This is a genomic window from Delftia deserti, assembly GCF_042653485.1.
Lineage (GTDB): Bacteria > Pseudomonadota > Gammaproteobacteria > Burkholderiales > Burkholderiaceae_C > Comamonas > Comamonas acidovorans.
In genome coordinates, this window is record NZ_JBHSIH010000001.1 from 2,234,268 (window position 1) to 2,255,530 (window position 21,263).

41 protein-coding genes are annotated in these 21,263 nt (G+C 61.8%); 17 read left to right on the plus strand and 24 right to left on the minus strand.

Annotated features, from left to right (window positions below; translation table 11 throughout):
* Positions 1–30 precede the first annotated feature (30 nt).
* The 22 genes from ACFPFG_RS10695 to ACFPFG_RS10800 all read right to left on the minus strand — a co-directional run bounded on the left by ACFPFG_RS10695 (position 31) and on the right by ACFPFG_RS10800 (position 10,606).
* Positions 31–1,317 (minus strand): terminase large subunit domain-containing protein, encoded by a 1,287-nt coding sequence (locus ACFPFG_RS10695; RefSeq protein ID WP_380106431.1) that lies wholly within the window; start codon positions 1,315–1,317, stop codon positions 31–33.
* Positions 1,304–1,768 carry a DUF2280 domain-containing protein gene (locus ACFPFG_RS10700; RefSeq protein WP_380106433.1) on the minus strand — a complete coding sequence of 155 codons (465 nt, stop codon included), beginning with the start codon at positions 1,766–1,768 and terminating at the stop codon, positions 1,304–1,306. The genes ACFPFG_RS10695 and ACFPFG_RS10700 overlap by 14 nt, the downstream gene beginning before the upstream one ends.
* A 30-nt stretch (positions 1,769–1,798) precedes the next feature.
* The gene (locus tag ACFPFG_RS10705) at positions 1,799–2,431 is read right to left on the minus strand and encodes a putative metallopeptidase (protein ID WP_380106435.1); all 633 of its coding nucleotides are present in this window, start codon (positions 2,429–2,431) and stop codon (positions 1,799–1,801) included.
* 18 nt (positions 2,432–2,449) lie between these two features.
* Positions 2,450–2,746, minus strand: coding sequence for a hypothetical protein (locus tag ACFPFG_RS10710; RefSeq protein ID WP_380106437.1), 297 nt, complete (start codon positions 2,744–2,746; stop codon positions 2,450–2,452).
* A 9-nt stretch (positions 2,747–2,755) separates the two neighbouring features.
* Positions 2,756–3,013: a hypothetical protein gene (locus ACFPFG_RS10715; protein ID WP_380106439.1), complete on the minus strand. Its 258-nt coding sequence runs from the start codon at positions 3,011–3,013 to the stop codon at positions 2,756–2,758.
* A 2-nt stretch (positions 3,014–3,015) separates the two neighbouring features.
* Positions 3,016–3,333 (minus strand): hypothetical protein, encoded by a 318-nt coding sequence (locus tag ACFPFG_RS10720; protein ID WP_380106441.1) that lies wholly within the window; start codon positions 3,331–3,333, stop codon positions 3,016–3,018.
* A 351-nt stretch (positions 3,334–3,684) separates the two neighbouring features.
* Positions 3,685–4,050, minus strand: a complete 366-nt coding sequence (locus tag ACFPFG_RS10725) for a hypothetical protein (protein WP_380106443.1) — start codon at positions 4,048–4,050, stop codon at positions 3,685–3,687.
* Positions 4,043–4,627 (minus strand): recombination protein NinG, encoded by a 585-nt coding sequence (locus tag ACFPFG_RS10730; protein WP_380106445.1) that lies wholly within the window; start codon positions 4,625–4,627, stop codon positions 4,043–4,045. The genes ACFPFG_RS10725 and ACFPFG_RS10730 overlap by 8 nt, the downstream gene beginning before the upstream one ends.
* A complete protein-coding gene (locus tag ACFPFG_RS10735) occupies positions 4,624–4,956 on the minus strand; it encodes a hypothetical protein (RefSeq protein WP_012203863.1) in 333 nt (110 codons plus the stop codon). The genes ACFPFG_RS10730 and ACFPFG_RS10735 overlap by 4 nt, the downstream gene beginning before the upstream one ends.
* Complete coding sequence (locus ACFPFG_RS10740) at positions 4,953–5,291, minus strand: hypothetical protein (protein WP_380106447.1); 339 nt, start codon at positions 5,289–5,291, stop codon at positions 4,953–4,955. The genes ACFPFG_RS10735 and ACFPFG_RS10740 overlap by 4 nt, the downstream gene beginning before the upstream one ends.
* The gene (locus ACFPFG_RS10745; RefSeq protein WP_380106449.1) at positions 5,288–5,725 is read right to left on the minus strand and encodes a DUF3310 domain-containing protein; all 438 of its coding nucleotides are present in this window, start codon (positions 5,723–5,725) and stop codon (positions 5,288–5,290) included. Before ACFPFG_RS10745 ends, ACFPFG_RS10740 begins: the two co-directional genes overlap by 4 nt.
* Positions 5,722–6,120 carry a hypothetical protein gene (locus tag ACFPFG_RS10750; protein WP_016449449.1) on the minus strand — a complete coding sequence of 133 codons (399 nt, stop codon included), beginning with the start codon at positions 6,118–6,120 and terminating at the stop codon, positions 5,722–5,724. Before ACFPFG_RS10750 ends, ACFPFG_RS10745 begins: the two co-directional genes overlap by 4 nt.
* Positions 6,117–6,896: a hypothetical protein gene (locus tag ACFPFG_RS10755; RefSeq protein ID WP_380106451.1), complete on the minus strand. Its 780-nt coding sequence runs from the start codon at positions 6,894–6,896 to the stop codon at positions 6,117–6,119. Before ACFPFG_RS10755 ends, ACFPFG_RS10750 begins: the two co-directional genes overlap by 4 nt.
* Complete coding sequence (locus ACFPFG_RS10760; protein ID WP_380106453.1) at positions 6,893–7,072, minus strand: ClpX C4-type zinc finger protein; 180 nt, start codon at positions 7,070–7,072, stop codon at positions 6,893–6,895. Before ACFPFG_RS10760 ends, ACFPFG_RS10755 begins: the two co-directional genes overlap by 4 nt.
* On the minus strand, positions 7,069–7,272 hold the full coding sequence (locus ACFPFG_RS10765; RefSeq protein ID WP_380106454.1) for a hypothetical protein: 204 nt from the start codon (positions 7,270–7,272) through the stop codon (positions 7,069–7,071). Before ACFPFG_RS10765 ends, ACFPFG_RS10760 begins: the two co-directional genes overlap by 4 nt.
* Complete coding sequence (locus ACFPFG_RS10770) at positions 7,269–7,754, minus strand: hypothetical protein (RefSeq protein WP_380106456.1); 486 nt, start codon at positions 7,752–7,754, stop codon at positions 7,269–7,271. The genes ACFPFG_RS10765 and ACFPFG_RS10770 overlap by 4 nt, the downstream gene beginning before the upstream one ends.
* Positions 7,751–8,722 carry a DnaB-like helicase C-terminal domain-containing protein gene (locus ACFPFG_RS10775; protein WP_380106458.1) on the minus strand — a complete coding sequence of 324 codons (972 nt, stop codon included), beginning with the start codon at positions 8,720–8,722 and terminating at the stop codon, positions 7,751–7,753. Before ACFPFG_RS10775 ends, ACFPFG_RS10770 begins: the two co-directional genes overlap by 4 nt.
* Complete coding sequence (locus tag ACFPFG_RS10780; protein ID WP_380106460.1) at positions 8,700–9,074, minus strand: hypothetical protein; 375 nt, start codon at positions 9,072–9,074, stop codon at positions 8,700–8,702. The genes ACFPFG_RS10775 and ACFPFG_RS10780 overlap by 23 nt, the downstream gene beginning before the upstream one ends.
* Complete coding sequence (locus ACFPFG_RS10785) at positions 9,071–9,796, minus strand: hypothetical protein (RefSeq protein ID WP_380106462.1); 726 nt, start codon at positions 9,794–9,796, stop codon at positions 9,071–9,073. Before ACFPFG_RS10785 ends, ACFPFG_RS10780 begins: the two co-directional genes overlap by 4 nt.
* Positions 9,797–9,938: 142 nt before the next feature.
* Positions 9,939–10,103 (minus strand): hypothetical protein, encoded by a 165-nt coding sequence (locus ACFPFG_RS10790; RefSeq protein ID WP_380106464.1) that lies wholly within the window; start codon positions 10,101–10,103, stop codon positions 9,939–9,941.
* A gap of 29 nt (positions 10,104–10,132) precedes the next feature.
* A complete protein-coding gene (locus ACFPFG_RS10795; protein WP_252652698.1) occupies positions 10,133–10,348 on the minus strand; it encodes a hypothetical protein in 216 nt (71 codons plus the stop codon).
* Positions 10,349–10,375: 27 nt separating this feature from the next.
* Complete coding sequence (locus ACFPFG_RS10800) at positions 10,376–10,606, minus strand: hypothetical protein (protein ID WP_074923716.1); 231 nt, start codon at positions 10,604–10,606, stop codon at positions 10,376–10,378.
* 118 nt (positions 10,607–10,724) lie between these two features.
* Here ACFPFG_RS10800 and ACFPFG_RS10805 point away from each other — a divergent pair, with 118 nt between their 5' ends.
* The gene (locus ACFPFG_RS10805; RefSeq protein WP_380106467.1) at positions 10,725–10,973 is read left to right on the plus strand and encodes a hypothetical protein; all 249 of its coding nucleotides are present in this window, start codon (positions 10,725–10,727) and stop codon (positions 10,971–10,973) included.
* Positions 10,974–11,824: 851 nt separating this feature from the next.
* Here ACFPFG_RS10805 and ACFPFG_RS10810 read toward each other — a convergent pair.
* Complete coding sequence (locus ACFPFG_RS10810; protein ID WP_380106469.1) at positions 11,825–12,067, minus strand: hypothetical protein; 243 nt, start codon at positions 12,065–12,067, stop codon at positions 11,825–11,827.
* A 76-nt stretch (positions 12,068–12,143) separates the two neighbouring features.
* Here ACFPFG_RS10810 and ACFPFG_RS10815 point away from each other — a divergent pair, with 76 nt between their 5' ends.
* The 9 genes from ACFPFG_RS10815 to ACFPFG_RS10855 all read left to right on the plus strand — a co-directional run bounded on the left by ACFPFG_RS10815 (position 12,144) and on the right by ACFPFG_RS10855 (position 17,397).
* Entirely contained in the window at positions 12,144–12,794 is a 651-nt protein-coding gene (locus tag ACFPFG_RS10815) for a LexA family transcriptional regulator (protein ID WP_012205934.1), read from the plus strand.
* Between the two features lie 14 nt (positions 12,795–12,808).
* On the plus strand, positions 12,809–13,372 hold the full coding sequence (locus ACFPFG_RS10820; protein ID WP_267179295.1) for a hypothetical protein: 564 nt from the start codon (positions 12,809–12,811) through the stop codon (positions 13,370–13,372).
* A gap of 346 nt (positions 13,373–13,718) precedes the next feature.
* Positions 13,719–14,444, plus strand: a complete 726-nt coding sequence (locus ACFPFG_RS10825; protein WP_380106472.1) for an NYN domain-containing protein — start codon at positions 13,719–13,721, stop codon at positions 14,442–14,444.
* An 85-nt stretch (positions 14,445–14,529) separates the two neighbouring features.
* Positions 14,530–14,730, plus strand: coding sequence for a hypothetical protein (locus ACFPFG_RS10830; RefSeq protein ID WP_380106474.1), 201 nt, complete (start codon positions 14,530–14,532; stop codon positions 14,728–14,730).
* Between the two features lie 162 nt (positions 14,731–14,892).
* Complete coding sequence (locus ACFPFG_RS10835; protein ID WP_016449467.1) at positions 14,893–15,525, plus strand: NYN domain-containing protein; 633 nt, start codon at positions 14,893–14,895, stop codon at positions 15,523–15,525.
* Positions 15,526–16,432: 907 nt separating this feature from the next.
* A complete protein-coding gene (locus ACFPFG_RS10840) occupies positions 16,433–16,753 on the plus strand; it encodes a hypothetical protein (protein WP_047219106.1) in 321 nt (106 codons plus the stop codon).
* Positions 16,750–16,929, plus strand: a complete 180-nt coding sequence (locus tag ACFPFG_RS10845; RefSeq protein ID WP_380106476.1) for a hypothetical protein — start codon at positions 16,750–16,752, stop codon at positions 16,927–16,929. The genes ACFPFG_RS10840 and ACFPFG_RS10845 overlap by 4 nt, the downstream gene beginning before the upstream one ends.
* A gap of 88 nt (positions 16,930–17,017) precedes the next feature.
* The gene (locus ACFPFG_RS10850) at positions 17,018–17,203 is read left to right on the plus strand and encodes a hypothetical protein (protein ID WP_380106478.1); all 186 of its coding nucleotides are present in this window, start codon (positions 17,018–17,020) and stop codon (positions 17,201–17,203) included.
* Positions 17,200–17,397 carry a hypothetical protein gene (locus ACFPFG_RS10855; RefSeq protein WP_380106480.1) on the plus strand — a complete coding sequence of 66 codons (198 nt, stop codon included), beginning with the start codon at positions 17,200–17,202 and terminating at the stop codon, positions 17,395–17,397. The genes ACFPFG_RS10850 and ACFPFG_RS10855 overlap by 4 nt, the downstream gene beginning before the upstream one ends.
* A 224-nt stretch (positions 17,398–17,621) precedes the next feature.
* Here the strand turns inward: ACFPFG_RS10855 and ACFPFG_RS10860 are convergent, their stop codons facing one another.
* Positions 17,622–18,020 (minus strand): hypothetical protein, encoded by a 399-nt coding sequence (locus ACFPFG_RS10860; RefSeq protein ID WP_380106482.1) that lies wholly within the window; start codon positions 18,018–18,020, stop codon positions 17,622–17,624.
* A gap of 185 nt (positions 18,021–18,205) precedes the next feature.
* Here ACFPFG_RS10860 and ACFPFG_RS10865 point away from each other — a divergent pair, with 185 nt between their 5' ends.
* The 7 genes from ACFPFG_RS10865 to ACFPFG_RS10895 all read left to right on the plus strand — a co-directional run bounded on the left by ACFPFG_RS10865 (position 18,206) and on the right by ACFPFG_RS10895 (position 21,083).
* On the plus strand, positions 18,206–18,580 hold the full coding sequence (locus ACFPFG_RS10865) for a hypothetical protein (RefSeq protein WP_312374908.1): 375 nt from the start codon (positions 18,206–18,208) through the stop codon (positions 18,578–18,580).
* Positions 18,570–18,767: a hypothetical protein gene (locus ACFPFG_RS10870; protein ID WP_312374907.1), complete on the plus strand. Its 198-nt coding sequence runs from the start codon at positions 18,570–18,572 to the stop codon at positions 18,765–18,767. Before ACFPFG_RS10865 ends, ACFPFG_RS10870 begins: the two co-directional genes overlap by 11 nt.
* Before the next feature lie 14 nt (positions 18,768–18,781).
* Positions 18,782–19,843 carry a hypothetical protein gene (locus ACFPFG_RS10875; protein WP_380105536.1) on the plus strand — a complete coding sequence of 354 codons (1,062 nt, stop codon included), beginning with the start codon at positions 18,782–18,784 and terminating at the stop codon, positions 19,841–19,843.
* A gap of 67 nt (positions 19,844–19,910) precedes the next feature.
* Positions 19,911–20,213, plus strand: a complete 303-nt coding sequence (locus ACFPFG_RS10880; protein ID WP_380106484.1) for a hypothetical protein — start codon at positions 19,911–19,913, stop codon at positions 20,211–20,213.
* A complete protein-coding gene (locus tag ACFPFG_RS10885; protein WP_380106486.1) occupies positions 20,210–20,575 on the plus strand; it encodes a hypothetical protein in 366 nt (121 codons plus the stop codon). The genes ACFPFG_RS10880 and ACFPFG_RS10885 overlap by 4 nt, the downstream gene beginning before the upstream one ends.
* Positions 20,572–20,787: a hypothetical protein gene (locus ACFPFG_RS10890; protein ID WP_380106488.1), complete on the plus strand. Its 216-nt coding sequence runs from the start codon at positions 20,572–20,574 to the stop codon at positions 20,785–20,787. The genes ACFPFG_RS10885 and ACFPFG_RS10890 overlap by 4 nt, the downstream gene beginning before the upstream one ends.
* Complete coding sequence (locus ACFPFG_RS10895) at positions 20,784–21,083, plus strand: hypothetical protein (protein ID WP_380106490.1); 300 nt, start codon at positions 20,784–20,786, stop codon at positions 21,081–21,083. Before ACFPFG_RS10890 ends, ACFPFG_RS10895 begins: the two co-directional genes overlap by 4 nt.
* The last annotated feature ends 180 nt before the right edge of the window (positions 21,084–21,263 follow it).

The window sequence follows — 21,263 nt, forward strand, 5'->3', positions numbered from 1 at the left end:
CCCGCCTCCATTGCTGGGGCGGGCCTGTTTTCACATGCGGAAGGTGAACGCCGCTGCTTGTTTCTTCACGATGGGCCACATGTACGCGATGGGATAGCCCGCCGCATCGATCACATGGTCCACGCCACTGGACTTGTCCGGCAGCCCGTTCTTGTCATAGGCCTGCTGCTCCAACGCCTCGGTCAGCTTCGGGCAGCGCAGCGTGTTGACCTTCAGGCGCCGCACGCCCTCCCCGTTCAGGATCAGAGCGTTGACGGCGTTGATGCGGTCGGCAACCGCTGGGTTCGTGCCGTTCACCTGCACGGTCAGGTTGTGATCCCGAAGGATCGACAGGTCCGACTCGCTGGCGTTCTTGCTGCTGCTGTTCTGGCCCGAGGCGTCGGGATACACCGTGACAGCGTGGCCCTTGTCCTGGTAGCGCTCCCTGAACAGCCGCGCCATGTAGGGCGTGTCACGACCGTCCGTGATCTCGTCTACCGCCACCGGCCAGCCATCCCTCAACACGTAAGCTACAGCCGCCATATGCAGGCGGTTGAAGTCCATGCCCAGCATCACCGGCTCGCCCTCCTGCAGCGACTCGAAGCTGTGGTTCAGCTTGCGGTCGAAGTCGGGGTAGACGCTGCCCGAGGTCAGATTGACGAATAGGCCGCGCAGGTAGGCGTCGATCAGCTGCTTGGGATAGCTGTCGAACAGCGACGGGATGTAGTCGGCCGGCAGGTTCTTGGCGTTCTCGAACGTGCTGGCCTGGATCAGGCCGTACAGCTTCGCCAGCTCTGGCTTGTCCTGCACCGCCTTGACGAACTGCTGGTGCGTGAACTTGAACCCCTCGGGGGTCGTGGTCACGTCCACGCCGTTCTTCAGGCCGTCCACGTTGTAGCGCATCCGCGCGATGATCTTGCGCCAGGCCTGTTCAGCCTTCTGCTTGGCCATCACGTCCAGCTCATCGACCAGCGCCTGGCCGATCTTGAAGCCCACGATGGACTCTGGCCGGTCCATGGAGCGGCAGATCACCGTTGTGCGGTACTGGCGGCCGGAGTAGAGGTGAACCTCCTTGTTCGACTCCCTGATCTCGGTCCTCAGCCCCCAGTCGTGCGCCACTTCCTCGATGGTCGGAAAGAAGATGTCGCGGATCTGCGGGTAGCTCGGGGCGAAGTAGCCAGCATTGATGCGCGGGAACTCCCAGGCATGCGCCGACAGGCCAGAGCACCCCACCCAGGTCTTACCCGAGCCGAACCCCGCCACGAAGGCGCGGAACTTGTGCGGCAGAGCTAGGAAGCGGGACTGCGGGATATTCAGGCGCGGGCTAACGGTCTGCATCGGCGCTTGCGTCCTGCACCTGCACGACGACCTTGACCGGCTGCGGCGCCTCACCACCCTTGCCATCACCATCCAGCGGCTTGCGGTTCACGTACATGTCGCCGCACTCCTTCGCCGCCTGCTCCAGCGCCTGGAGGGCCAGCGGCATGTTCTTCATGGACTCGGCCTTCGAGACGATCCGCTGCAAGACCTTCAACCGATAGGAGCGCTGGGCAATCGGGATCTCGGTGATCTCGTTCTTGAACGCATCGCGCGTGGCGAAGAACACGTCCCGCCACTTCTTGGACAGGTCCTTGCCCGACGCCTTGGTTGGGTCGTAAACCGCCACGTGCGCGCGGTCCAGCACCAGGCCGAATTCCTCCTTGACCGCCTCAGCCACCTGAGACGGCGTGTCGTAGCAGGCGAGCGCTTGCACAATGAAGCGCTTGACCGCCTCATCGAGCCTCGCCATATGCGCTCTCCTGTATATGAGTGGTGAATGTTATGCCGCAACCTTCAAACAGGTGCCGCAAGCATGAGCTATGTTCCCCAGGCGCAGCTCCGGGCCGGCGTTCGCCGCATCCACGAGCCGCTTCACATCGACCGAAGGGCCGTAGCGCTTGACCACGCCGACGAACTCCTCAACGTCGTGACCTCGAATCTTCAGCTTCGGCTTGCCGTCCTTCCCGAACTTGGGTGCGCCGAAGTCATCCAGCGCCTGGGCGACGTGGTACAGCTCATGCTCCACCAGCGCACACCACTCGGCATCCGAGCATTGGGCGCAGTAGCTCGCGTCCAGGGTGATCATGAAGGCCGGCACGCGACCGAACCAATCCACGAACTGCTGCTCCTGCCTCCCGCCTTGCCAGCCACCGGCGCGGATCATCACTTCCTCAGCCTGACCGATCACGGTCTTCATGGCCTTGGTGAATCCGCCGGGCGCCCAGAGAAACACCAGGTCCGCGTCAATCAGGTGCGCGTGATCCGGGTTGTGGATGCGGCCATCCTCGGCCAGGATCTCGGACTGCACCCATTCAGCCACCCCTTCAGCCGGGACGTAGCGCCACAGGTCAGCGGGTGGATACGGCCGGGCGCCGATGACAGCAGCCGGCTTTGCCTTTGCCGGTGTTGCCATGGCAGGCCCTTTCTCAGTTCAGGCGCCGTCTTTCAGGCGCTGGAGTGCTTCTGCCGTCTCTGGCAGGTCGGGGTATGTGGTGTCTTCGCCGACGCGGGCGAAGGTCTCGACCTCCACTCCGAAGCCGGCGACGTGGTTGCCGCCGCAGCAGGCGCAGCGCGGGCCATCCCGCAACCAGATCCGCAGCCGAGCCTCTTGCCTGGCTCGTCCCCTGGATCGGCCAGTGGCACCCAGGCGCGGGGCCTGCTGCAGCTTGCGGGAGTCGGCCTTCTGGATCCTCAGCGGCAGCGCGCTGATGCGTGGTCGCTGGCCCATGGCAGCACCTCAGCGGATCTCGCGGCCGATCTGGATGCGGAAATTGGGCTCGCGCCCCAGCATCGAGAGCGTCAGGCCTGTGACCCAGTGGCCCAGCGAGATCAGGTACTCGGCTGGACCCCACTTCGCAGCCACCATCGGACCCTTGGCGTCGGTCTCGCCAATCCAGCAGGGGATGCCGTAAATCGCACCATGGTTGGTGAAGCCCAGCGCCAGCGCCTGCTGCTTGGTCATGTAGTCGAGGAGCTTGGCGATGCGCTCTTTCATCGTCAGCTCCTCGCCACGCCCTCGGACTTGAGGGCGTTGAACTCATCGCGGCTCACCTTGCGCTCCACGATCTCGGAAGCCACGAAGCTGATGTCCAGGACGCCGGCCAACATGCCCACGCCGCGTGGCGTTTCGAGCTTCAGCAGCTGGCCGATGAGGTGCCCATTCACGAAGAGCAGGCGACGAACGCCATCGTGGAGGATCTCCACCTTCTGGCCCAAGTCAGGTGCCAGCACATGAGGCTGCGCCGGGATGATTCGCTCCATGGAATCTTCGAGATGGCGGTAAACAACGCCTTCGGCTTCTTCTGTCTGGGACATGTGGATCTCCTTGATGGTGGAACAGGAGCCGCCACGCAGGCCTTGCACCCCATGCGCAATGCATGCTTTGCCGGGTGCACCTGGTGGCGGCGGAAACGAAAAAGCCCCGCACAAGCGGAGCCTTGAATTGGTCGCCCCTTCGGACTTATGGCCAATGCCACAGGGGAAATGCCGTTCGCGAACTATCCAGCGCCGCCGCGCTTGCGGAGGAGATCACCGCCCCGTCATACCTCTCGGGGGCGGCCCTGGCTGGATCAGGGGATGAAACAAGAAAGCCCCGACTGCGTGAGCAATCGAGGCCTTGGTAATTTTGGGCGCACCACCGCACCCGGATCAGATAGTAGCGATTTTTCAGGCTGTGTCAACTGACAGCAACCCTTTTTTGATCATCTTGGCTGCGAGTTGATTTCTGGCCTCCTGCAGCAATACAAACCGCTCTTTCGGATCGGCTGGCAGCCTCTGGCTTGTCCACACATTTGCTCTGCATGCCAGGTTTCGAGCTTGGATCATCAGGCACGTTCGGTGCGGCTCCTGAATGTCGTAGATCGACGCCTCGAATGACTGCAGCTCGTTGATGCTGCGTGCTGGGTCTTCCCAGATGCTGGGCTCATCCTCGCGCTCATCCGGCTGCGCCTGATAGCGGTAGCCTGCGGTCCAGCGGTGCCACCGTGCGAGCCACTCGTTAAGCATCTGATCCAGGTAGTTCTGTTCATCCATGGCGATCCCCTTTCTTCAGCTCTCGGGTGGCGGCGCGGCGCTCTGCAGCGATTGCCTCGTAATCGTGTTTCTTGTACGCGCGGGGCGTCTCGTCTGCTTCCAAGGTCAGAACAAAGTCCTCGCCAAAGCGCGCGATCAGACCCTTGCGGTATTCGATGAGGTTGCCGTGCAGGTGTAGGTTGCAGGGCGCGCATTGGCGGTGGATGTTGCGCAGATCAAGAGCCAGGTGCGGGGCTGATCCACAGCTCCTGTAGTGCCCTGCGTGGTATGCGCCCTCTCCAGTCTTTCCGCATGAGATGCAGGGCAGTCCATGGTCACGGGCCAGGACGAATGCATTGGTGGCGCGCTGGGCGATCCTGCGGGCGTCTTGGGCAGTCATCAGAGCTGCCTTGCGCCGACGCGTTTCAGCCTTCTCGACCCTGGCGGCCATGCGCACCGCCTTGGCCTGGGCTCGCTCTTCCTTCTCGCGCTTGGCGATGGCGTAGGGCTCTGCGCATTCGGCGTGGACGATCTGGCTCGGGCGCTCTGGCGTGAGCTTGGCGCGGCAGTGGGCACAACGTGTGCGGCGGAAGGTCATTGGCCTCCCTTCAGTGCCGCAATCTCGGCCTCAAGCTGCTGAATGCGCTCGTGCAGCTTCTTGTGCGCCTGGTATGCATGCCAGGATGAGCCTGCGCTGACGCTCTTGTGGATCGCGGCCACATCCTCTGGTGTCAGGCGAGTCAGAGGCATGGCCGGGATCAACTCGAACGTGCCGCGCTCCCAATCCATCCCGTATCCAGCCACCTGAAGGGGGACAGAAGAACGCGGCCCAACCTTCCCCGGGTTGTGAACGACGATCCGAACTTCATCATCCAAGTTGCGGGTCGATGCGCGAAGAATGATCTCTGCCAGTTGGTCGGCTTTCATCGAACCACCCTCCCCTCTGCGCGGCTACTTGCCTCCTGGCTGCGCCAAATCTCCACCTGCAGCTCTGCCGCCTTCATCTTCCAGCGGAAGAGTTCTTCGGCCTCCACGGCAGCTTCCAGGCCATTCAGCAGCTCGATGTACTCCGGGTGGGCGTATGCAGAGGCCTCGCGGTCCGCCACGGTCTTCCCTTCGGACTGCTGCATCAGGATGGCCTTCTTGCTCTTGCGGAACTCCTCCAGCTGCACGCGCTTTGCTTTCGCAGCGGCGTAGCGGGGCGCGGTCTGGAGCATGTAGTCCACGGCCACCTGTGGATCGATGGGCGCGCGGTCGCTCATGCCTGAGCCCCCTTCCCCGCCTGGGCTTGCGCTGGGTTGCTGCAGTTCTCCCGGTGGTCCTTGGACCGTTTGCAGCGCTTGTCGCCGCAGGCCGGACACAGGCTCATACGCGAGCGGAAAGGGCCGTTCGCGGCCAGATCGCACGCCTCGCACCAGCAGCCCGGGTCTTTCCAGGACGTGGCCCCCTTCCCGGCCCGAACCATGTCTGCGAGCTCGTCAGCGGGCTTGATGCCGTACTGCAGCTCCAGTGCAAGCTGGGCGTAGTGGATGACCTTGCGCAGATCCTCGGCACCGTTCTTGGCCTTGTGCCGGGTGGCGTACTTCACGATGTTGCCCTGGAAGAAATCAAGCCCGTTGGCGTGGATGTACTGGATGGGCTGGATGGGGCAGTCCTTGTAGTGGGTGCCGCCTGCTTGGGTGTTGAGGGCGCTCATGCTTGCTCCTTCGGCGCTTGATCCGCAGCACAGCGCAGGATGGCCAGGCGCATGCGGTCGGCACGCTGGGACTCGTCGGGGACGTCTTCGAGGTACTGCTGCGCCGAAGAATCGCCGTCCGTCCACACGCTGGCGCAGACCCAGGGATGGCGGTCGTAGGGGTCGTTGTGCTCCACGCTGATGCGCAGGGCGGCCATCAAGTCCATGGATTGCTCCTTGGAGTGTCGCGGGTTCCACGGCCTCGCCGGGCCGTCGAGATTCCACAGATAGGCCTGACCATCCACTTCCTTGAAAAACCATCCCTCGCACTCGGACGGCCACGGCTCGCTTTCTGCCAGGACGTGCATGCCCATGGCCCGTGCCGCTGCTTCGAGCATTTCGCGTTCGGTGCTCATGCTGCGCCTCCATTCTTGGCTGCTGCCTGGGGCGCCAGAACTGCCCCACGAGCCTTCCAGCCCATCCATGTCGTCTGCGCAAACGCGCCCGCGTAGCCATCACCTCGTGGGCTTAGATCAAGGATCATGGGCTGGCTTTTGGCCCAGGCCTCGAACGCCTCACGATCATCGCCAACTGGCTGGGTAACTGCCTGAGGCGCTCCGAACTTCCCAAGCACCGCCTCGACCTTGGCGCGCGTCGCATCGCTGATCACGTTCTCACCGCTGCCCACGTAGACCACATCCATCTCGACGGCCTGCAGCACTTCGCGCAGGGCCTTGATCTGTGCCTCCAACTGCCGGATGGTCTCGTCGCGCGCCTCGGCTGCATTGAACGGCAGCAGGCCCTCGGTTTCGAAGGGCTCACCGTCAGCCGCCGCTTTCAGAGCATCCAGCCAGTTCTCGGGGAGGTTGCATTCAGCGCCCAAGCCGGCGTAGCAGGTAGCGGCCAAGCCACGCAGGGCCTTGTTCTCTGCGTGCACCTGAATCAGCTCCTTGCCCTTGGCGCGGATGATGTCGGTCAGCAGGTCATCGGTGCGGCCAGGGTGCCATCCGGCGTCTTTCATGGCGTAGTGGAAGCTCATGACATCGGCCTTGTGCGCGATGTTCTCTGCGTACAGGCGGCGCAGCTCGGCGGCCGCTGCGGCTGCATCGATGATCGATGGGTTGATGTCGAAGTCCTCGCAAATTTCAAACTCGAGCGCCAGCCTCAGCGCCTCGCTCTGTGTCTTGCTCATGCTGCCTCCTTCGATGCCTTGGTCTCGTTGATGAACTGCGCGGCGCTCTTGGCGCACTCTTCGCAGATGCAAGTGGCACCGTTTCGAGCCACTATGAAATGCGCGTCAGCCTCGGACGACATGCCGCAGAAGTCGCAGATGTAGAGCTTCTCGCCCTCTTTCAAATCGATCCTCATTGCCCCACTCCTTTGTTGATCCACTCGGCCCGCTTGGTGGCCTGCTCTTGAGTTACTGCCTTGTGCTGTTCGCAGGCCGGCGCAGTTGAGCTGTACGTGTGGCCCTTGGTGCGCTTCATGCACTGGGCGTAGCCGAGGCGGCGCATGCCTGGGTCGGTCTCTTTGCGTTGCCAGTGCACGCAGGTGCTGCAGGTGGTCATGCGATTTCCTTCAGCAGGGCCTTGAGCTGCTTCAGCTTTGCGGCCTCGCCCGTGGTTCGGCTTTGCTCTTCCTCCAGGGCCAGCGCGGCGGCGTCCACTTCATCCGCCAGGGCGCGCATCTTCTGGGCCAGGCAGCCCAGCACATCGATGGCCGACGCGGGCGCGGCTTGTTGGGGAGTGGCGGGCTTGGCGGGCTGGGTCACGGTCGATTCCTTGGTCTTGGGCGGGGTGGATTGAGCGGCGGAAACAGCGACGCGCTGGTGCAGCGATCCGTGCTCCGTGGAGCGGATGAGGTCGGAGTCGGCCAGGGCGCGCAGGCAGCCTTGCAGCGTGTGGCGGTCCAGGCGGGCGCCGGTCGTGCGATGCAGGGCTTGCGAGATCTGGGCGACGGTCCAGGCCTCGGCGATGGGCACGGCCTGGAACACCTTCTGCGCGATGGCCGTCTGGCCGGCGAGCTTTTGCTTTTGCTTCTCGGGCGTCATGCAACCTCCGGCGTGTAGAGAATCAGGGGCTCGTCGCCATGCGATGCGACGAATTGCTGGCTGTCGCGCTCGAACCAGAGGCCGATGGAGCCCTCCCACTCGCCGTTGCGCTGCTTGTCGCAGATCAGCAGGCAGTCGGGCTCTTTCACGTCGGCCTCGTCGGTCAGCAAGCCCTCTTCGCGCTTGCGCTCCTTTGGCTTGTTGCGCCAGACGGCGATCACGTTGTCCACCTGGTCAGTGATGGCGCCCGAGCCCTTCATGTCGTACTTGCTGGGCTTGTGGTCCTCGCTCGCCGGCTTCTTGATGTGGTGGATCAGGTGGATGTGCAGGCCGTGGTCGCGGGCGATGGCGGTGAGTTCGTCCACGAAGGCCTTCTGGCCGTTGTAGTCGTCCTCGCCCTGCACGCATTTCATGAGGCTGTCGACCATGAAATGCGTGACGCCCAGCTCGACGGCTGCATAGCGGACCACAGCACAGACCTGGGTGGTGGTCACGGTGCCCTGCTGGTCGTAAAGCCACAACTTGTCGTCGGTCCAGTCGCGGAACTGCTCGTAGGTGTCGATCAAGATGCGCTGGCCGTCCGCGTTGCCCGCATAGGCCGGGTGAGCAGGGTTCGTGCCCGACCACTGCCGGCCCATGCGCTCCAGCGTCTTGATGGGCTTCATCTCGAACGAGGCGATTGCCACGCGCTCGCCCTGGCCGCACAGCGACAGCGCGACTTGTCCGGTCACCAGCGACTTGCCGTTGCCGTTCGCGCCGCCCCACAGCGTCACCTCGCCCGGGCGGAACTGCAGCAACTCGGCGGTTTTTCGCCAGGGCATGAGGGCCTGCTTGGCGCGGATGGGATTGCGGATGCGGTCGATCAGCTCCTGGACCCAGGCCGATGCTGGGCGGACCTTCTGCTGCGCGTCCGTCTCGTGCTCATAGGCCGCGAAATCTACGTCGTCAGGCGTGAATACGTTTGCCATTGCCGCCTTGCTCCTTCGAGAAAAACCAGATGTGTTCGGGCATGACGCAGATCAGCGAATCGGGCTGTGCGTCACGGATTGCTTTGAAGAGGCGCTGGGCTCGGCCGGCATCGCGCTTGGCCTCCAGATGGACTTTCAGGCTGATGCAAAAGCGGAAGTCGACGCGCTCCGGCACGTCTTCTTGCTCCAGCAGCACATGGGGCATCAACTGACCTGTGATGGGGTTCGGGCAGGTGTTCCAGCAGCGGGCGCACTCGCGGTCGAAGCCGTGGGCGCTGTCGACAACGCGGATCACGTCGTTCGGCAGCACGCCGTCGCGGCGCATCTTCAGCAGTGGGGTATGGCCGATCACACGAAGCTCCTTCCCACGCCATCGGAGCCGGGCTTCTGGCCGCCGCCGTTGACCCTCGGGGCCTTGTCCTGCTCCCGGCCCAGCCAAGTCGTCACGAAGCGGGCGATACCTGTCGCAGTCTTGCGGTTCTTCGGGTTGGCCAGGCACCAAGCCCGCATCTCCCGCAGCTGCTGGGTCACGTCGACAGCGGGGTATGCCTCAGCCCACTCCGCAGCCATTGCCTCGGTGATCGGGTGTTCGGTTTTGTCGATCAGGGGGATCGATGTCACCAGGGCCGGAGGCTTGGTGTCGGCTGGCGTGTTGGCATCGGCAGATGACGGCACGCGTCCATCCTTTCCTTCCTTTCCTTCCTTCCCTTCCGCTTTCACGCGTGCTTCACGCGTGCCTGACGGGGTGGACTTCCGAGCCGGAATTTCGCTTGCAGCCTCTCGGTTGTTGATGATCTGGTGCTTGGCGAAGGTCGGGATCTCGGCGTACAGCTTTCCATCGACTTCATACAGGCCGATCAGGCCGGCGTCGATCAGCTCCTGGCCGAGGGCGTCAACGTCGCAATCGTCGCCGGGCAGATAGCGCAGCTTGAACGTCTTGGGCTTCCACTCGAAGCGCCCTTCGCGGTCTGCTTCACACCACAGTGACACGTAAAAGAGGCGTGCCAGCGGCGACAAAGACACGATGTCCTCGCTTGTGAAGAATTCCGGTTTTATGGTGCGGATGCGTGCCATCAATTTCCTCTTGTGCGCTGGCCCGGTGAGGCCATAAAATGCGCATGTGCTTTTCAAACTCGTCTGAATCCCGGGTGCAACCGAGACCAGACACAAAGATCGCCTGCCGCCTAACAGCCGCAGGCTTTTTTGTTGGGCCCTTTCATATCGAGGCCAGGCGATTTGCCCGGCGGCGGTCGTTGTCAATGCGGCTCTTTGCGCCGCTGACCACGCGGATCTGGTTGATCGCGGTCGGGACGGTGGGCTTGTGAGGCTTGGTGCCGGCCATCACGGGGCGAGTGGGGATGTGGAATGCGGTGGGCTTCATGGGATTGCTGCTTTGCAGTTACTCTGGGGTTACCGTTTATTGGCGGAGGAGAAACCGAACAGGCGCGCCAGGACGCCCTTCTTGGCCTTCTCGCGGCGCTTCTTGATGTCTTCCAGCAGCAGCTGTTTGACGGCGTCGTCAAACGAGATGCCGCGCTCTGCAGCTACAGTTTCGATAGCTGCAATGTCTTCTTCTGCAAAGCCTTCGAGGTCTATGCGGTCCTCTGTGTGCGGCGGTGGCTGCATGTGGTCTCCGTGTGGTTTGGGGCTGGCCTAGACGGCGGCCAGGCGGGTGAATGCATTGCTGTCAACACGCTTTGCGGACATAGGATTTGCCGCATGACGACGCTCACGAATCAGCTCCAGCAGCGCATTGCGATAAATCTCGGCCGGCGCGCCGCCGCCCTCTTCTTGGACCAGCCATTCGAATTCGCGCATCTCTTCTTCATTGAGGCGCAGGAGTGCGTGGGGCTTACGGATGAGGCGGCGGTTGCTGTACGACATGGTTTTGTTGCCCTCCAGGCAGTTCTTGTTGGGTTGAATTCAGGAAAAGGTGCCCGCCACTCGCTGGGCTATGCTGGTGGCTTCCAAACCGTTACCAACATCGCCAAGGAGGGCGAACATGAGCGACAAAGCGGAGAAATTCGAGGTGGCAGTCATCGGGAAACAGATCCGTGTTCAGCGGACGTTGAAGACTGCATATGGATGGGTCGATCTGGATCTGACGTACGAGCACAGCATCCCGAGGGACAAGCTGACGCTCGAGGACATTCACGATTCGTCCCTGGAGATTGCGATTGCGGATTTGCAGTCGCGCCGCACTCAGAAGCAAGCATCCCCAGACGATCAACAGCCAGCAACTTCGGCCTGACGATCCCGCCATATGCCGGGTGGTACAGCGCGGACATGTCAACGCCACGGGACTCCCACTCGGCTTCCAGAGACACCTTGAGCGAGCGCACTTGCTCGGCCAGCTTCTTTTGCGTGTCGCTGGCCAGCGCCTCGCTCACCTCCGTCGCAGTCATGTGCGCGAATGCTCCTGCGCAACTGTTCAGGGGAGCCTTGGCGTCGGCGCGCCGCGCCTCAGCCTCACGCCACAGAGCGCCTTGCTCCCTGGCTTCGCGGCGCTCCTTCAGCCGGCGCGCGCCCTCGGGAATGGGTCCACCAAAGCGATACTGCGGCTCAGCCATGGGCCTGCTCCTTGGGCTGGGCGGCCGAGGACGCCTCTCTAGAATGAAGATTCCACACACCATTCACAGAAAGGGCCTCGGCCATGAGCAATACAGAGAGGCGCGTAACGCAGCGCGGGACGGTTTTGATGTTCGACATGGAGGGCAACGAGTACAGGGTTGCGGTCACTCAGACCGAAATTCGCCAGTTGTTTTCAGAGGGCTGGTCTCAGTGGATGGACGATCAGCGCTCCCTTCGATGTGGGCAGGGTCCCGTGAATCAACTACCCGATGGGTCGTTTCAAATAGCGTTGACAGGGACACAGATCTATCCACGGTCCCGACTACCTGGGACGAAACCGGAGTAGCCACCAGGGAGAACTCGCGCAGAACCCTCTGGGCAGGCTCGCCGAACTCATGCGGCATCACGTACTCGGCCCGGACGCGCGGGATGAGTGTTCCGTCCTCACCTTGGGAGATGCGGAACGACACCAGGTGGTCCGTACTCAGGCCCATCGCCTTGCACAGATCGATCACGAAAGACTTGTGTGGCTCAAACATTGCTGGCCTCCTTGGGCTGGGCGGGGGCGCGGCGGCGGGCCGCACGGCGGTCCTGGGCCTGAAAGTGATCCAGGAGCGGCTGGATGGTCATGACGCGAGGGTTTTCGCGTCCGCCGTAGAAGAACTTGCGGATGAAGCTGACCTTGACTCCCGTGTCAGCGGCCAGCTGCTCGAAGCCAGCTGTACCGACCTCGGTCAACTTCTCTTGCAAATAGGTGGTGATGGGTGTGTTCATGGATAGAGCTATAAACCGATTTCGGTACAACTCTAACATACCGATATCGGTACATCAAGCGCAAAGAATCGCGCGCATGCAAGGAGCGAACAACGAAACCCTCGCGGCGAACGCCGCCATGCTCTTCGGCGAGAAGTCCATCGCTGGGCTTCGGGCTGAAATGAAGCGGGATGGCTACGACATCGGGCAAGGCACGCTTGGACGGATCAAGAACGGAGAAACCGGGGTCCGGATGGAGTCGCTGCAGAAGTTCGCCGACTACTTCCGCGTCGACATAGACACCCTGCTTCGTGGGCAGGTGGATGATGAGGATGACTACATCCAGATATCGCGCCTGAGCGTCGAGGTGGGCGCTGGGCCAGGTCGGTCAAACGGCGTTGTCGAGCACCTGAGCGCCCTTCAGTTCCGTCGAGACTTCCTTCGCGCCGCAGGCGTCAGTCCACTGAACGCAGCAGTGGTCAATGTGGTGGGGACCAGCATGGAGCCGACCATCAGAGATGGCTCCATCTTGCTGCTGAACCGGGCAGATAAAGAGCCGCGCAATGGCAGTATCTACGCGTTCTCCTGGGACGGGGACATGCTCGTGAAGCGCTTCCAGAGGGTAAGCGATGTATGGCATGCCGTATCTGACAATGCGGACAAAGACGAGCATCCAGACATCGTGGTTGACGGAAAGGCCGAAGCCTTAATCCAGGGTCGCGCGATATGGATGGGAACCAAGCTCTGAAGAAGGAGAGAGGGATGAAGTGGGCGTTGATTGCTGCAGCATGTGCGACCCTTGTCGCGTGCGGCGAAAAGCCGGCGCCTGAGCAGGTCGCGCCTGCCGTTGCCGCGCCAGTCTCTGGGCTAGAGCTTTGGGGCGGCGCAGTGTACGGAATGACGCCACAGGAAGTCAAAGCGACATCGGCAGAAGTTGTGGATGCTGAGCAAGCCCCCGAGTCGCTGTACAACGGCGCATCAAAGCTGCTGGAGCGGCAAGGTGTGGTCGTGGCCAACACAAAGTTCAACGCCAAGTACTACTTCCTGAATGATCGGCTCCACCAAGTGACCCTAGGTCTTGGCGAGAAGAAGGTCTACTCAGAGGCGGAGCTTGCTGGAAAGCAGATCCGCGAAGCGTTGACATCAAAGTACGGCGACCCATTGAGCTGCGAACATTTTTCCGGGACCATCACAAAAGGATATAGCTGCAACTGGAAGCGACCAGGCGGCAACGTCAGCATGTTCCTGGCCGCAGTGGATGAGGCGTCGCCAACGCTGAACATCGTCTACCAAGTGCGCCTGGCACAGGACGCCAGCAAGCTGTAGGTGCTGAGCGCAGGACCGACGCCGCGAGGTTGTAGCGGGGAAAGTTGACGTTGATGCACAGGGGTACGGCTGTAGGATGCCAGCTGAGACGTCCGCCGCGCCAGGAACTTATCAAGGCTGAAGCAGTCAATCCTGTAGTCCATGGGATGTAGTTCCAGGCGGCCCGCGCGAACTTGTCTCGGCGCGCTCGTTACACAAAAAAAGTGGTTTAAATTTAACTTATCCACACTGTCCACAGAAATTTCTAGCTAAGATCCGCCACACATAAAAACGGCTGCCCACAGGTGACATGTAACAGAAGGCCTCGACCTTCGACCTGTTCGGCGGCCAATTTTTTTTGCGAGACATGAACACTTGCTACGCTGTCCTCATTGATGGCGGCTTCGCCAAGCGAAAGCTAGGCACAGCCCCCAATCCAGCCACCGCAGAAACCTTCGATGAGCTCGTCAAGCGCATCGCAGGGTCTCCAGAGCTCGAGGCTAGCAGGCTGCATCGCGTCTACTACTACGACTCCATGCCTCTAGAGGCTTCAGCGGAAAAACCGCTGGAGGGCGGAAGCCTGGAGTTCGGCAAGCAAGAAATTGTAGGGCGCTCCAAAAAATTGTTTTCGCTGCTCAGCAGGCTGCCCATGTTCGCTGTGCGTCTTGGGGAGCTCAGCTTCAACGGCTGGACTGTCAACGCCAGGAGGCTGGACAGGGCCCAAGGAAAACAGCTGACGATTTCAGCGGAAGATCTGAAGCCAGCAATCACGCAAAAAGGCGTGGACATGCGGATTGGCATGGACATCGCCGCCTTATCCCTGAAGAAACAAGTTCAGATTATCGTGCTGGTCACTGGTGATAGTGATTTTGTTCCGTGCATGAAATTTGCGCGTCGCGAGGGCACCCAGCTGTATTTGGTGCACCTGGGGCATCGTGTAAAAGATTCAATGTACGAGCATAGTGATCGCGTGATAGATATCGATCCGCGTCCGCTTCAGGAAATCTCCAAGGCAGTGAAACAGGGCGCTGAGCAACAGGCCCACGCAGAAGCCGAGGCCAAAGAGGCTTTGGCTCATCTCAAAAAAGATTAGAAGCAAAAACTAGTCGCCCATTTTTGCAATTGATTGCAAAGACAATGCCCGCACCGAGCGGGCTTTTTCATGCCACGATGGCGCCATGACTCCAGCACCCCTGCTCCAGTTCACCAGCGTCCGCACGCGCACCGAGGGCGGCAAGACGCTGATCGGCCTCAAGCACACGGCGAAGACATCGGCCGGCCTTCCCGTCTCCACGACCTGGATCGAGATGCCGCCCGAGGACGTTGAGCGGCTCATCAAGACGCTGCAGGACACGCTGGCCGAGCTGGGCCGCGAGTAGCTGGCGTCAACACGTCGGGGCGCGGCGCGCGTCCGGGGGATGCTTGCAGACGGGTCTTGAGTCGGCAAGGATTCTGTGTAAAATACGAGGCTACAACCCCCATGTCTTAGACATGGGCTGCGGGGCCCCTTCTGGGGCCCTTGCTTTTTGTGGGGAGAGTTGATGACTTACCGTACAAGCGTGTACGTAGATGGCTTTAATCTCTACTTTGGCGCCCTCAAGGGGACGCCCTACAAGTGGCTCAACATCCGCGCCATGTGCGAGCACTTGCTGGACCCTCACAACCAGATCGACACAATCAAGTACTTCACCGCCTTTGTGTCGGGAACCCCAGCAGATCCAGACAAGCCCCACCATCAGCAGGCCTACTTGCGTGCCCTCAGGCATGTGTGCCCAGAGACGCAGGTCATCAAAGGACTGTTCCGGACTTACGAGGTGACCAAGCGCCTAGTCACGCCGATCAACGGAGCGAAGCATGCAAGAGTGCTGGAGACCACAGAAAAAGGCTCCGACGTGAACCTAGCGGTGCATCTTCTGAACGACGCTTGGCTGGACAAGTTTGACTGCGCGATAGTGATCTCTGGCGACAGCGATCTGGCAGAGTCCATACGGCTTGTCAGAAACCACCATCCCAAAAAAGTTGTTGGCGTCATCGCTCCGGGAAAGCGGTCGATGTCCAAAGAGCTGATCAAGGCTTCAAACTTCATCAGGGCCGTGAGCACCTCAGCCCTATCCTCTTCGCAGTTTCCAGACACTATCCCAGGAACATCCATCCACAAGCCCAGCGATTGGTAGGCACCACCCCGGCGCCATTGGCCAACTGAGCCGCCCCACTCCAACACAAGCCCCGCGCGACGGGGCTTTTTTGCGTCTGGGCGGCAGCGCAAAACGCAGGGGCAAAAAAATATCCGCCACGTACCGATTTCGGTATTGACGCCTCATACCGATATCGGTACAGTACATCCCATCGCAGCAACAAACGCGAAACGACCTCGGCAAGCGATACGGAGCCGGGAAGCCCGACAGGAAGCAGAGGGCAGGTCGAGCCTCAAGGGGCGTGCGTGTTGCGGCGGCGGGTGTCACGGGATCGGCCTGGCGCTGACTGGTCTTTAACAACCGAGGGCTACAGAGAGATGCGGAAGGCCCGGGCTGACGGGCATGGGTGTACGCATGGACGCTCAATCCTGGCGCGATCCGAATGGTGCTAGGGCGTGGGTACGCATCCGCAGAGGGTAGGTCGGCTCTTCCGACATGCGACGGTACATGTGAAGCCGGGGATCAGCACCGGCCCGCATCTCTCTGTAGCTCTCCTGGTGTGATTTGGAGAGGCGGCGGTGTAGGAAATCGGCACCACGCCAGCAGCGCAGGAAATAGGAGGGCAGAAGCCGCTCACCCTGGGTCCGTCGAGTCGGGAGACTGCGCAGCTGTATCGCCGGGGTTGCGTCCGGCCCGCCTCTCCAAATCACACCAGCCCAGAAGGATGAACAGGCCGCAAGGCCCTGCCCCTGTGATCTGTCGGCAGAAGCAAAAGACAGGTGGCGCGAGAACCAACACTCGCGAGCCGGGCCCAGCTGGGGCTAGATCAAAAACGCGTGCTGGAGCCGGGAGACCGGGAGATGCCAGCCGTCCACCCTGTACGTCAACAGGTATCAAACCTCAGTCTTGCGTGCAGGGCTGAGGTTTGTTCACAAGGAGCACCACCATGGCATTCCACTACTTCAGCGACATCACGGGCGAAGCTGAAAAGCTGTCCGCCATCACCGGCATGCCAAACAAGGAATTCGCCGCCCGCTGGCCCGGCGTGAAGGGCTTCCGCTACGACGGGTATCAGATGTGGGTAGGCCGGTCGCAGTCCGGCGCCCTGATGCCGGTCACGCGCCGCATCGAATACAAGGCTCGGCCCTCTCTGCACGAGTGCAATGCCAAGTGCCTGAATGGCAAACACAGCGGCACTTGCGAATGCCGGTGCGGCGGCAAGAACCATGGCCGGGGCATGTTCACCAAGATGCTGGAGGCCGCATGACGGTCACCAAGCTCAATGAAAAGCGCAAGCATGCCCAGCGCGCTAACTACAAGGCGGCAGTGCTGGACGCATTCGACGCGCTCTTCCCGAAAGAGCGGCAGCAGCAGGCCATCGGCAAGCCCCAGCGCCTCGACACTGACCCCGAGGTGCGGCGCAAGGCGAAGCAGCAGCTCTGACCCGCCCGCCCAGAGCGACATCTGGGCAAAACAAAGCGGCTTACCAGGGAGGCCGTTTCTGTTTCCAGAACGAACACAGGAGAGGCACATGAACATCATGCAAATGCTCGCACTTGCCGCGCGTGATCAGCACACAGAGCGGGCCCGGATGCTGGGCCACCTCGGTCCAGCAATCTCCGCTTCGCCTCAGGCGCGCGAAGAAGAGGATGACGAAGAACTGGATCTCGAGCAGATCCCTCACTTCTTGTCCTCAGATCACAGGAGGGCGGCATGAAAGGCGATTCGATCCAGGAGATGCCGATTGCCGCGCCGAAGCAAGACGATGCCGACCGCCTCGTGTGGGCCATGGCAAACATGAGCTCAGCCAATCACCAAGAGCAGTTCGCGGCGCATGTACTGCGCGTGGGCGGCACTGGCGACTTGGACGACTGCAGGAACTACATCGACTCAGTCCTCGGATCGAAGTGATCCCCCGCCCTGGCAAGCCCAGGGCCCATCACATCTGCCCATGAGCCCCTCGGGACAGAACGGCAGTTCTGTCGTGGGTAGATGTGATGGCGTCGTCACGGCGAAACCTGAGCAGCCAGAACGCTCAGGGATAGACAAGGGAGGCTGCCATGTAACCCCCACGGATCGCCCACATCACGGGCTTCATCAGACAGCGCCCTGGCTGAAGCGAATAGCCAGGGCCATCACAGAGGGATGTTCTGAAGGTCACGAGCCCACGTCGAAAGGCCGGGGGTTACGGAGTAGGAGCATTCCTCTGTGATGGTTTCCAGCCGCGCGCTTCCCACCGCCCAGCAAGTCGGATGCTGGGATTGAAGCGCGAACACGGCTCTCTTTTCAGCCGCGCGCGTCGGATTGATCGCAAGCGACGTGACGCGCAACACGCGGCTCTTTATACCCAGGCTCTGCAATGCAGGGCCTTTTTCATTGGAGGACTTATGGCATTGAACTGCAAGCCCGGCGACTTGGCTGTAATCATCCGAGAAGCAAAGGGCCGGGATGATATTTGTGGGCGCATCGTGGAGGTCATCAAAAAGGCCCCATGCAAAGGCGGATTCCTGCTGCCTTGTGGCTATCGCCATCATGAAGTCAACCGTAGCGACGAATGGATAGTTCGGTTCTCCAATCTGGTCAAAGTTGATCTTTCATGTGGCGGAAGCCGGTTGGCGGAATTCGGCTGCGTGGCTGACCACGCGCTGAGGCCTCTCAGGGATAGCGACGGCCAAGACGAGACGTTCTCGTGGGCAGGCAAACCCGTGAAGGAGCCAGCATGAACGCCCGCCCCCAATGCCTTGCCTCGATGGCTGAGGCAGCCCACGCCAAGCGCCAGGGCGACGACGAGGCCGCCAGCGAGTTCTGGGCGGCGCAGGCCGAGCGCCAGATCCGCGCCGCGCTGGTGCTGCAGCAGCCCAGCGACTGGTTCGCCTGCCGCATCCCCGGACCGAACGGCGGCTGGTCGCCCGACGAGCTGCTGCTGCATGCCCTGGACTGTGACAACGAGCCTGTGCGCAGCGTGTTCGCCAAGGTGATGGTGGGCCAGGCCCAGGCATCCGAGCTGCACACCGCGCTGGTGGACTTCGCGCTCGAGCACTGCAGCGAGGGCGTGGCCGCCGCGCTGGAACAGGAGGCTCGCCATGCAGGTTGACCCCGCCCGCGCCGCGGCGAACCCAGCCATTGCCGAGTACCTGATCGGCGAGCAGCAGGCCGAGATCGCGCGGCTGCTCGCCCTGGTGGCCAGCCTCACCCCTGCCGCGCCGCTAGCCCCCGAAGCCCTGCGCGCCGCGCTCGCCCAACAACCCCAGGCGCTGGAGTTCAGCGCTGACGCTATCTGATTTTGGAGATACCCATGAAGAACCCTGAAGTTGCAGAACTGCGCGAGGCCTTGAGGCAGTTGCTCACGGACATGTTCATAGCCCAAGGAAATATGCGCGATGCTGCGAAGCGCGATCCGGCATGGGAGGGCTGTGCAGAAGCAATACAGCCTCGCGTGGATGCAGCAAGGGCGGCTCTCGAAAAGTATCCCGAGGCATCGGCAATATCGGAGGGGGACGTAGAAACAGTTTCACTCCCGGCAAAAGAGTGGAACGCAATGGCATTTTGGCTGGGGCGCTGCGAGGACAAAGGACATCTTGAGCGCTGTTCTGACCTTATGGAGCCCTGGGAGGAATTGCAGGCGGCCATCTTGGCAATGGACTCCAGGCGCTCCAGCACTGCGCCGATGCAATCTGAGGAGATGACGATGGAATCTAGAACAGCTTCTTTGGACGGCTGCACCGACCCGTACAACTGTCGTCGCTGCTCCGCTCCTGTCCATGCAAGAGATGGCCTGCACCACGCTGGAATCCCATTCCGTAGCTCCGATATTCCTGAAAACATTCGATATAAGCAGGTGGCGGGGTCTGGCAACTGCATGCAGTGTTCTATGGCTTTCATGCTGGGCCTGCGCATCGACCAGGTGCCGGATTTCGCGGCCAGCGGCAGCCCACAGCAGTGCTGGGAGCTGTTCGAGTCGTTCGCCGCGTCTCAGGGCTACAGCGCAGTGATGATCCCAGGCAACCGCTCATTTGAGGCCGACTACCTTGTGTCCGGCACTTCCCCGCGCGGTACGCCACACATGGTCGTGATGAATGACGGGCGCCTGGTGCATGACCCCCACCCATCGAACGCTGGCCTGAGTGACGTGCAGTGCGTATGGCTCCTGGCGCGCCGATCTTTGGCCGCAGAAAACGCCGAAGCGAAGGTAGCCAGACCGAATTTTGGTGGCAGGCCATACCCAGAAATTGGCGAGCTGGTGCAAGACCTCAACAACTGCATCAACGAATACGTGGGCCAGATCCCGCTCGCGGCCGCCATCGGCGCGCTACGCATCGTTGAGCACGGTCTGCTGCAACCCGAGGAGTCCCCATGACCCCGCCCATCCAACTCCCCCAGAACCCGCACCTCCCGGCGGGTTTCGCTTTTCAGGAGCCACCGCAATGCAACGAGTGACCCCTTCCGAGCCCTTCAACCCCGATCCCGACGCCCGCTACCTGCGCGAGTGCTCGCGGCCCGGCCCGGTGCATGAGCCAGACGCCGATGGCGTGCCCGGCGGCTGGCTGCTCGCTGTGCTGGTTGTGCTCGTTGCGCTGGCCACAGTCGGCTGCAGCCAGGCCGAAGCCCAGGAGCCCCAGCCCACGGCGCAGGAACAGCGCATCGCGCGCGGCGCGGCCCGTGCCTGCGAGGGCCTCACCCCGGTCTGGCAAGACGGCCATCTTGAATGCCTGAAAGGTCTCGAATGAAACACCTCATCAACCCCCAGCCCGTCACAGTGGGCGGCTACTACATGCAGCGCGGGACGCTCGTCCGCGTGTCGGCCGAGGGCAATGGCGGCGGATTCCACACGGAGTACGTCCAGATCACTGGAGATGAGGTGATCTGCGGCGGTCACTCTGGCTCGTGGCCAGCATCCGACTACCACCCGATCTCTGATCCGGTTATGTGTGCCGCCGCGATGGCCTACGAATCCCAGCGCCTTGTGAAATTCCACCAACAAAAGGTCGCTGAAGCGGCGGATCAGAAAAAGCAATGGGTGAACGCCATGGCCGCCATCAAGACCGCCGACGCCATGCTGCGCGCCCGCGAGAAGGAGCCCAGCTCATGAAGCGCGAGCACCCCAACACCGACGAGCTGCTGCGCATGGCTGAGATCAACGGCGGGCTGGCGCACGCGCTCCAGGCCCTGCTGGCCATCGTGAAGAACAGCGCGGGCGTGTCCGGCTACCAGAGCAGCCCTGGGCCCGTCTCCTGGAGCCACTTCTGGGAAGTGGACCTCGCCGAAAAGGCCCTCAAGAAATTCATGGGAGAAAAAGCATGACGAACAAACACACCCCCGGCCCGTGGCGCATTGGGAAGCACTATGGCGCCGTGGTGGCCGATCACCCTGTGCCCGAGATGAGCGGCTCGGACCATGTTGAAGCATACGGCGGGCACATGGTGGGCGAGTCAATTGCCCCACGGAACCGGGCGCTGATCGCCGCAGCGCCCGAAATGCTCGATCTGCTCAAGGAGTTCCAGGCGTTCGTGCGGGATGGCAACTACTTCGGCTACCCGCTGGGCTCCGTCCAAAGGCTGGACGAGTTGATCGCCAAGGCCAGCGCGGAGGCTCCATGAACGCCCTGCTCTATCTCTTCCTGTGGCTCGGGATCAGCGCATTGACGCTGGCCCTGGCCGCCATCAACTCCGGCGCCTTCTAGCGCAACCGAGATCACCATGGCCTATCACTACGACCTCGCTGAATCCATGGCAGAGGAAGCCTCCTGCCGACAAATGGAGCACGACCAAGCACCCCAA

Coding starts and splice junctions, on each gene's coding strand:
- ACFPFG_RS10695 (WP_380106431.1), bottom strand. CDS start 1,317: ATGCAGACCGTTAGCCCGCGCCTGAATATCCCGCAGTCCCGCTTCCTA.
- ACFPFG_RS10700 (WP_380106433.1), bottom strand. CDS start 1,768: ATGGCGAGGCTCGATGAGGCGGTCAAGCGCTTCATTGTGCAAGCGCTC.
- ACFPFG_RS10705 (WP_380106435.1), bottom strand. CDS start 2,431: ATGGCAACACCGGCAAAGGCAAAGCCGGCTGCTGTCATCGGCGCCCGG.
- ACFPFG_RS10710 (WP_380106437.1), bottom strand. CDS start 2,746: ATGGGCCAGCGACCACGCATCAGCGCGCTGCCGCTGAGGATCCAGAAG.
- ACFPFG_RS10715 (WP_380106439.1), bottom strand. CDS start 3,013: ATGAAAGAGCGCATCGCCAAGCTCCTCGACTACATGACCAAGCAGCAG.
- ACFPFG_RS10720 (WP_380106441.1), bottom strand. CDS start 3,333: ATGTCCCAGACAGAAGAAGCCGAAGGCGTTGTTTACCGCCATCTCGAA.
- ACFPFG_RS10725 (WP_380106443.1), bottom strand. CDS start 4,050: ATGGATGAACAGAACTACCTGGATCAGATGCTTAACGAGTGGCTCGCA.
- ACFPFG_RS10730 (WP_380106445.1), bottom strand. CDS start 4,627: ATGACCTTCCGCCGCACACGTTGTGCCCACTGCCGCGCCAAGCTCACG.
- ACFPFG_RS10735 (WP_012203863.1), bottom strand. CDS start 4,956: ATGAAAGCCGACCAACTGGCAGAGATCATTCTTCGCGCATCGACCCGC.
- ACFPFG_RS10740 (WP_380106447.1), bottom strand. CDS start 5,291: ATGAGCGACCGCGCGCCCATCGATCCACAGGTGGCCGTGGACTACATG.
- ACFPFG_RS10745 (WP_380106449.1), bottom strand. CDS start 5,725: ATGAGCGCCCTCAACACCCAAGCAGGCGGCACCCACTACAAGGACTGC.
- ACFPFG_RS10750 (WP_016449449.1), bottom strand. CDS start 6,120: ATGAGCACCGAACGCGAAATGCTCGAAGCAGCGGCACGGGCCATGGGC.
- ACFPFG_RS10755 (WP_380106451.1), bottom strand. CDS start 6,896: ATGAGCAAGACACAGAGCGAGGCGCTGAGGCTGGCGCTCGAGTTTGAA.
- ACFPFG_RS10760 (WP_380106453.1), bottom strand. CDS start 7,072: ATGAGGATCGATTTGAAAGAGGGCGAGAAGCTCTACATCTGCGACTTC.
- ACFPFG_RS10765 (WP_380106454.1), bottom strand. CDS start 7,272: ATGACCACCTGCAGCACCTGCGTGCACTGGCAACGCAAAGAGACCGAC.
- ACFPFG_RS10770 (WP_380106456.1), bottom strand. CDS start 7,754: ATGACGCCCGAGAAGCAAAAGCAAAAGCTCGCCGGCCAGACGGCCATC.
- ACFPFG_RS10775 (WP_380106458.1), bottom strand. CDS start 8,722: ATGGCAAACGTATTCACGCCTGACGACGTAGATTTCGCGGCCTATGAG.
- ACFPFG_RS10785 (WP_380106462.1), bottom strand. CDS start 9,796: ATGGCACGCATCCGCACCATAAAACCGGAATTCTTCACAAGCGAGGAC.
- ACFPFG_RS10790 (WP_380106464.1), bottom strand. CDS start 10,103: ATGAAGCCCACCGCATTCCACATCCCCACTCGCCCCGTGATGGCCGGC.
- ACFPFG_RS10795 (WP_252652698.1), bottom strand. CDS start 10,348: ATGCAGCCACCGCCGCACACAGAGGACCGCATAGACCTCGAAGGCTTT.
- ACFPFG_RS10800 (WP_074923716.1), bottom strand. CDS start 10,606: ATGTCGTACAGCAACCGCCGCCTCATCCGTAAGCCCCACGCACTCCTG.
- ACFPFG_RS10805 (WP_380106467.1), top strand. CDS start 10,725: ATGAGCGACAAAGCGGAGAAATTCGAGGTGGCAGTCATCGGGAAACAG.
- ACFPFG_RS10810 (WP_380106469.1), bottom strand. CDS start 12,067: ATGAACACACCCATCACCACCTATTTGCAAGAGAAGTTGACCGAGGTC.
- ACFPFG_RS10815 (WP_012205934.1), top strand. CDS start 12,144: ATGCAAGGAGCGAACAACGAAACCCTCGCGGCGAACGCCGCCATGCTC.
- ACFPFG_RS10820 (WP_267179295.1), top strand. CDS start 12,809: ATGAAGTGGGCGTTGATTGCTGCAGCATGTGCGACCCTTGTCGCGTGC.
- ACFPFG_RS10825 (WP_380106472.1), top strand. CDS start 13,719: ATGAACACTTGCTACGCTGTCCTCATTGATGGCGGCTTCGCCAAGCGA.
- ACFPFG_RS10830 (WP_380106474.1), top strand. CDS start 14,530: ATGACTCCAGCACCCCTGCTCCAGTTCACCAGCGTCCGCACGCGCACC.
- ACFPFG_RS10835 (WP_016449467.1), top strand. CDS start 14,893: ATGACTTACCGTACAAGCGTGTACGTAGATGGCTTTAATCTCTACTTT.
- ACFPFG_RS10840 (WP_047219106.1), top strand. CDS start 16,433: ATGGCATTCCACTACTTCAGCGACATCACGGGCGAAGCTGAAAAGCTG.
- ACFPFG_RS10845 (WP_380106476.1), top strand. CDS start 16,750: ATGACGGTCACCAAGCTCAATGAAAAGCGCAAGCATGCCCAGCGCGCT.
- ACFPFG_RS10850 (WP_380106478.1), top strand. CDS start 17,018: ATGAACATCATGCAAATGCTCGCACTTGCCGCGCGTGATCAGCACACA.
- ACFPFG_RS10855 (WP_380106480.1), top strand. CDS start 17,200: ATGAAAGGCGATTCGATCCAGGAGATGCCGATTGCCGCGCCGAAGCAA.
- ACFPFG_RS10860 (WP_380106482.1), bottom strand. CDS start 18,020: ATGATGGCGATAGCCACAAGGCAGCAGGAATCCGCCTTTGCATGGGGC.
- ACFPFG_RS10865 (WP_312374908.1), top strand. CDS start 18,206: ATGAACGCCCGCCCCCAATGCCTTGCCTCGATGGCTGAGGCAGCCCAC.
- ACFPFG_RS10870 (WP_312374907.1), top strand. CDS start 18,570: ATGCAGGTTGACCCCGCCCGCGCCGCGGCGAACCCAGCCATTGCCGAG.
- ACFPFG_RS10875 (WP_380105536.1), top strand. CDS start 18,782: ATGAAGAACCCTGAAGTTGCAGAACTGCGCGAGGCCTTGAGGCAGTTG.
- ACFPFG_RS10880 (WP_380106484.1), top strand. CDS start 19,911: ATGCAACGAGTGACCCCTTCCGAGCCCTTCAACCCCGATCCCGACGCC.
- ACFPFG_RS10885 (WP_380106486.1), top strand. CDS start 20,210: ATGAAACACCTCATCAACCCCCAGCCCGTCACAGTGGGCGGCTACTAC.
- ACFPFG_RS10890 (WP_380106488.1), top strand. CDS start 20,572: ATGAAGCGCGAGCACCCCAACACCGACGAGCTGCTGCGCATGGCTGAG.
- ACFPFG_RS10895 (WP_380106490.1), top strand. CDS start 20,784: ATGACGAACAAACACACCCCCGGCCCGTGGCGCATTGGGAAGCACTAT.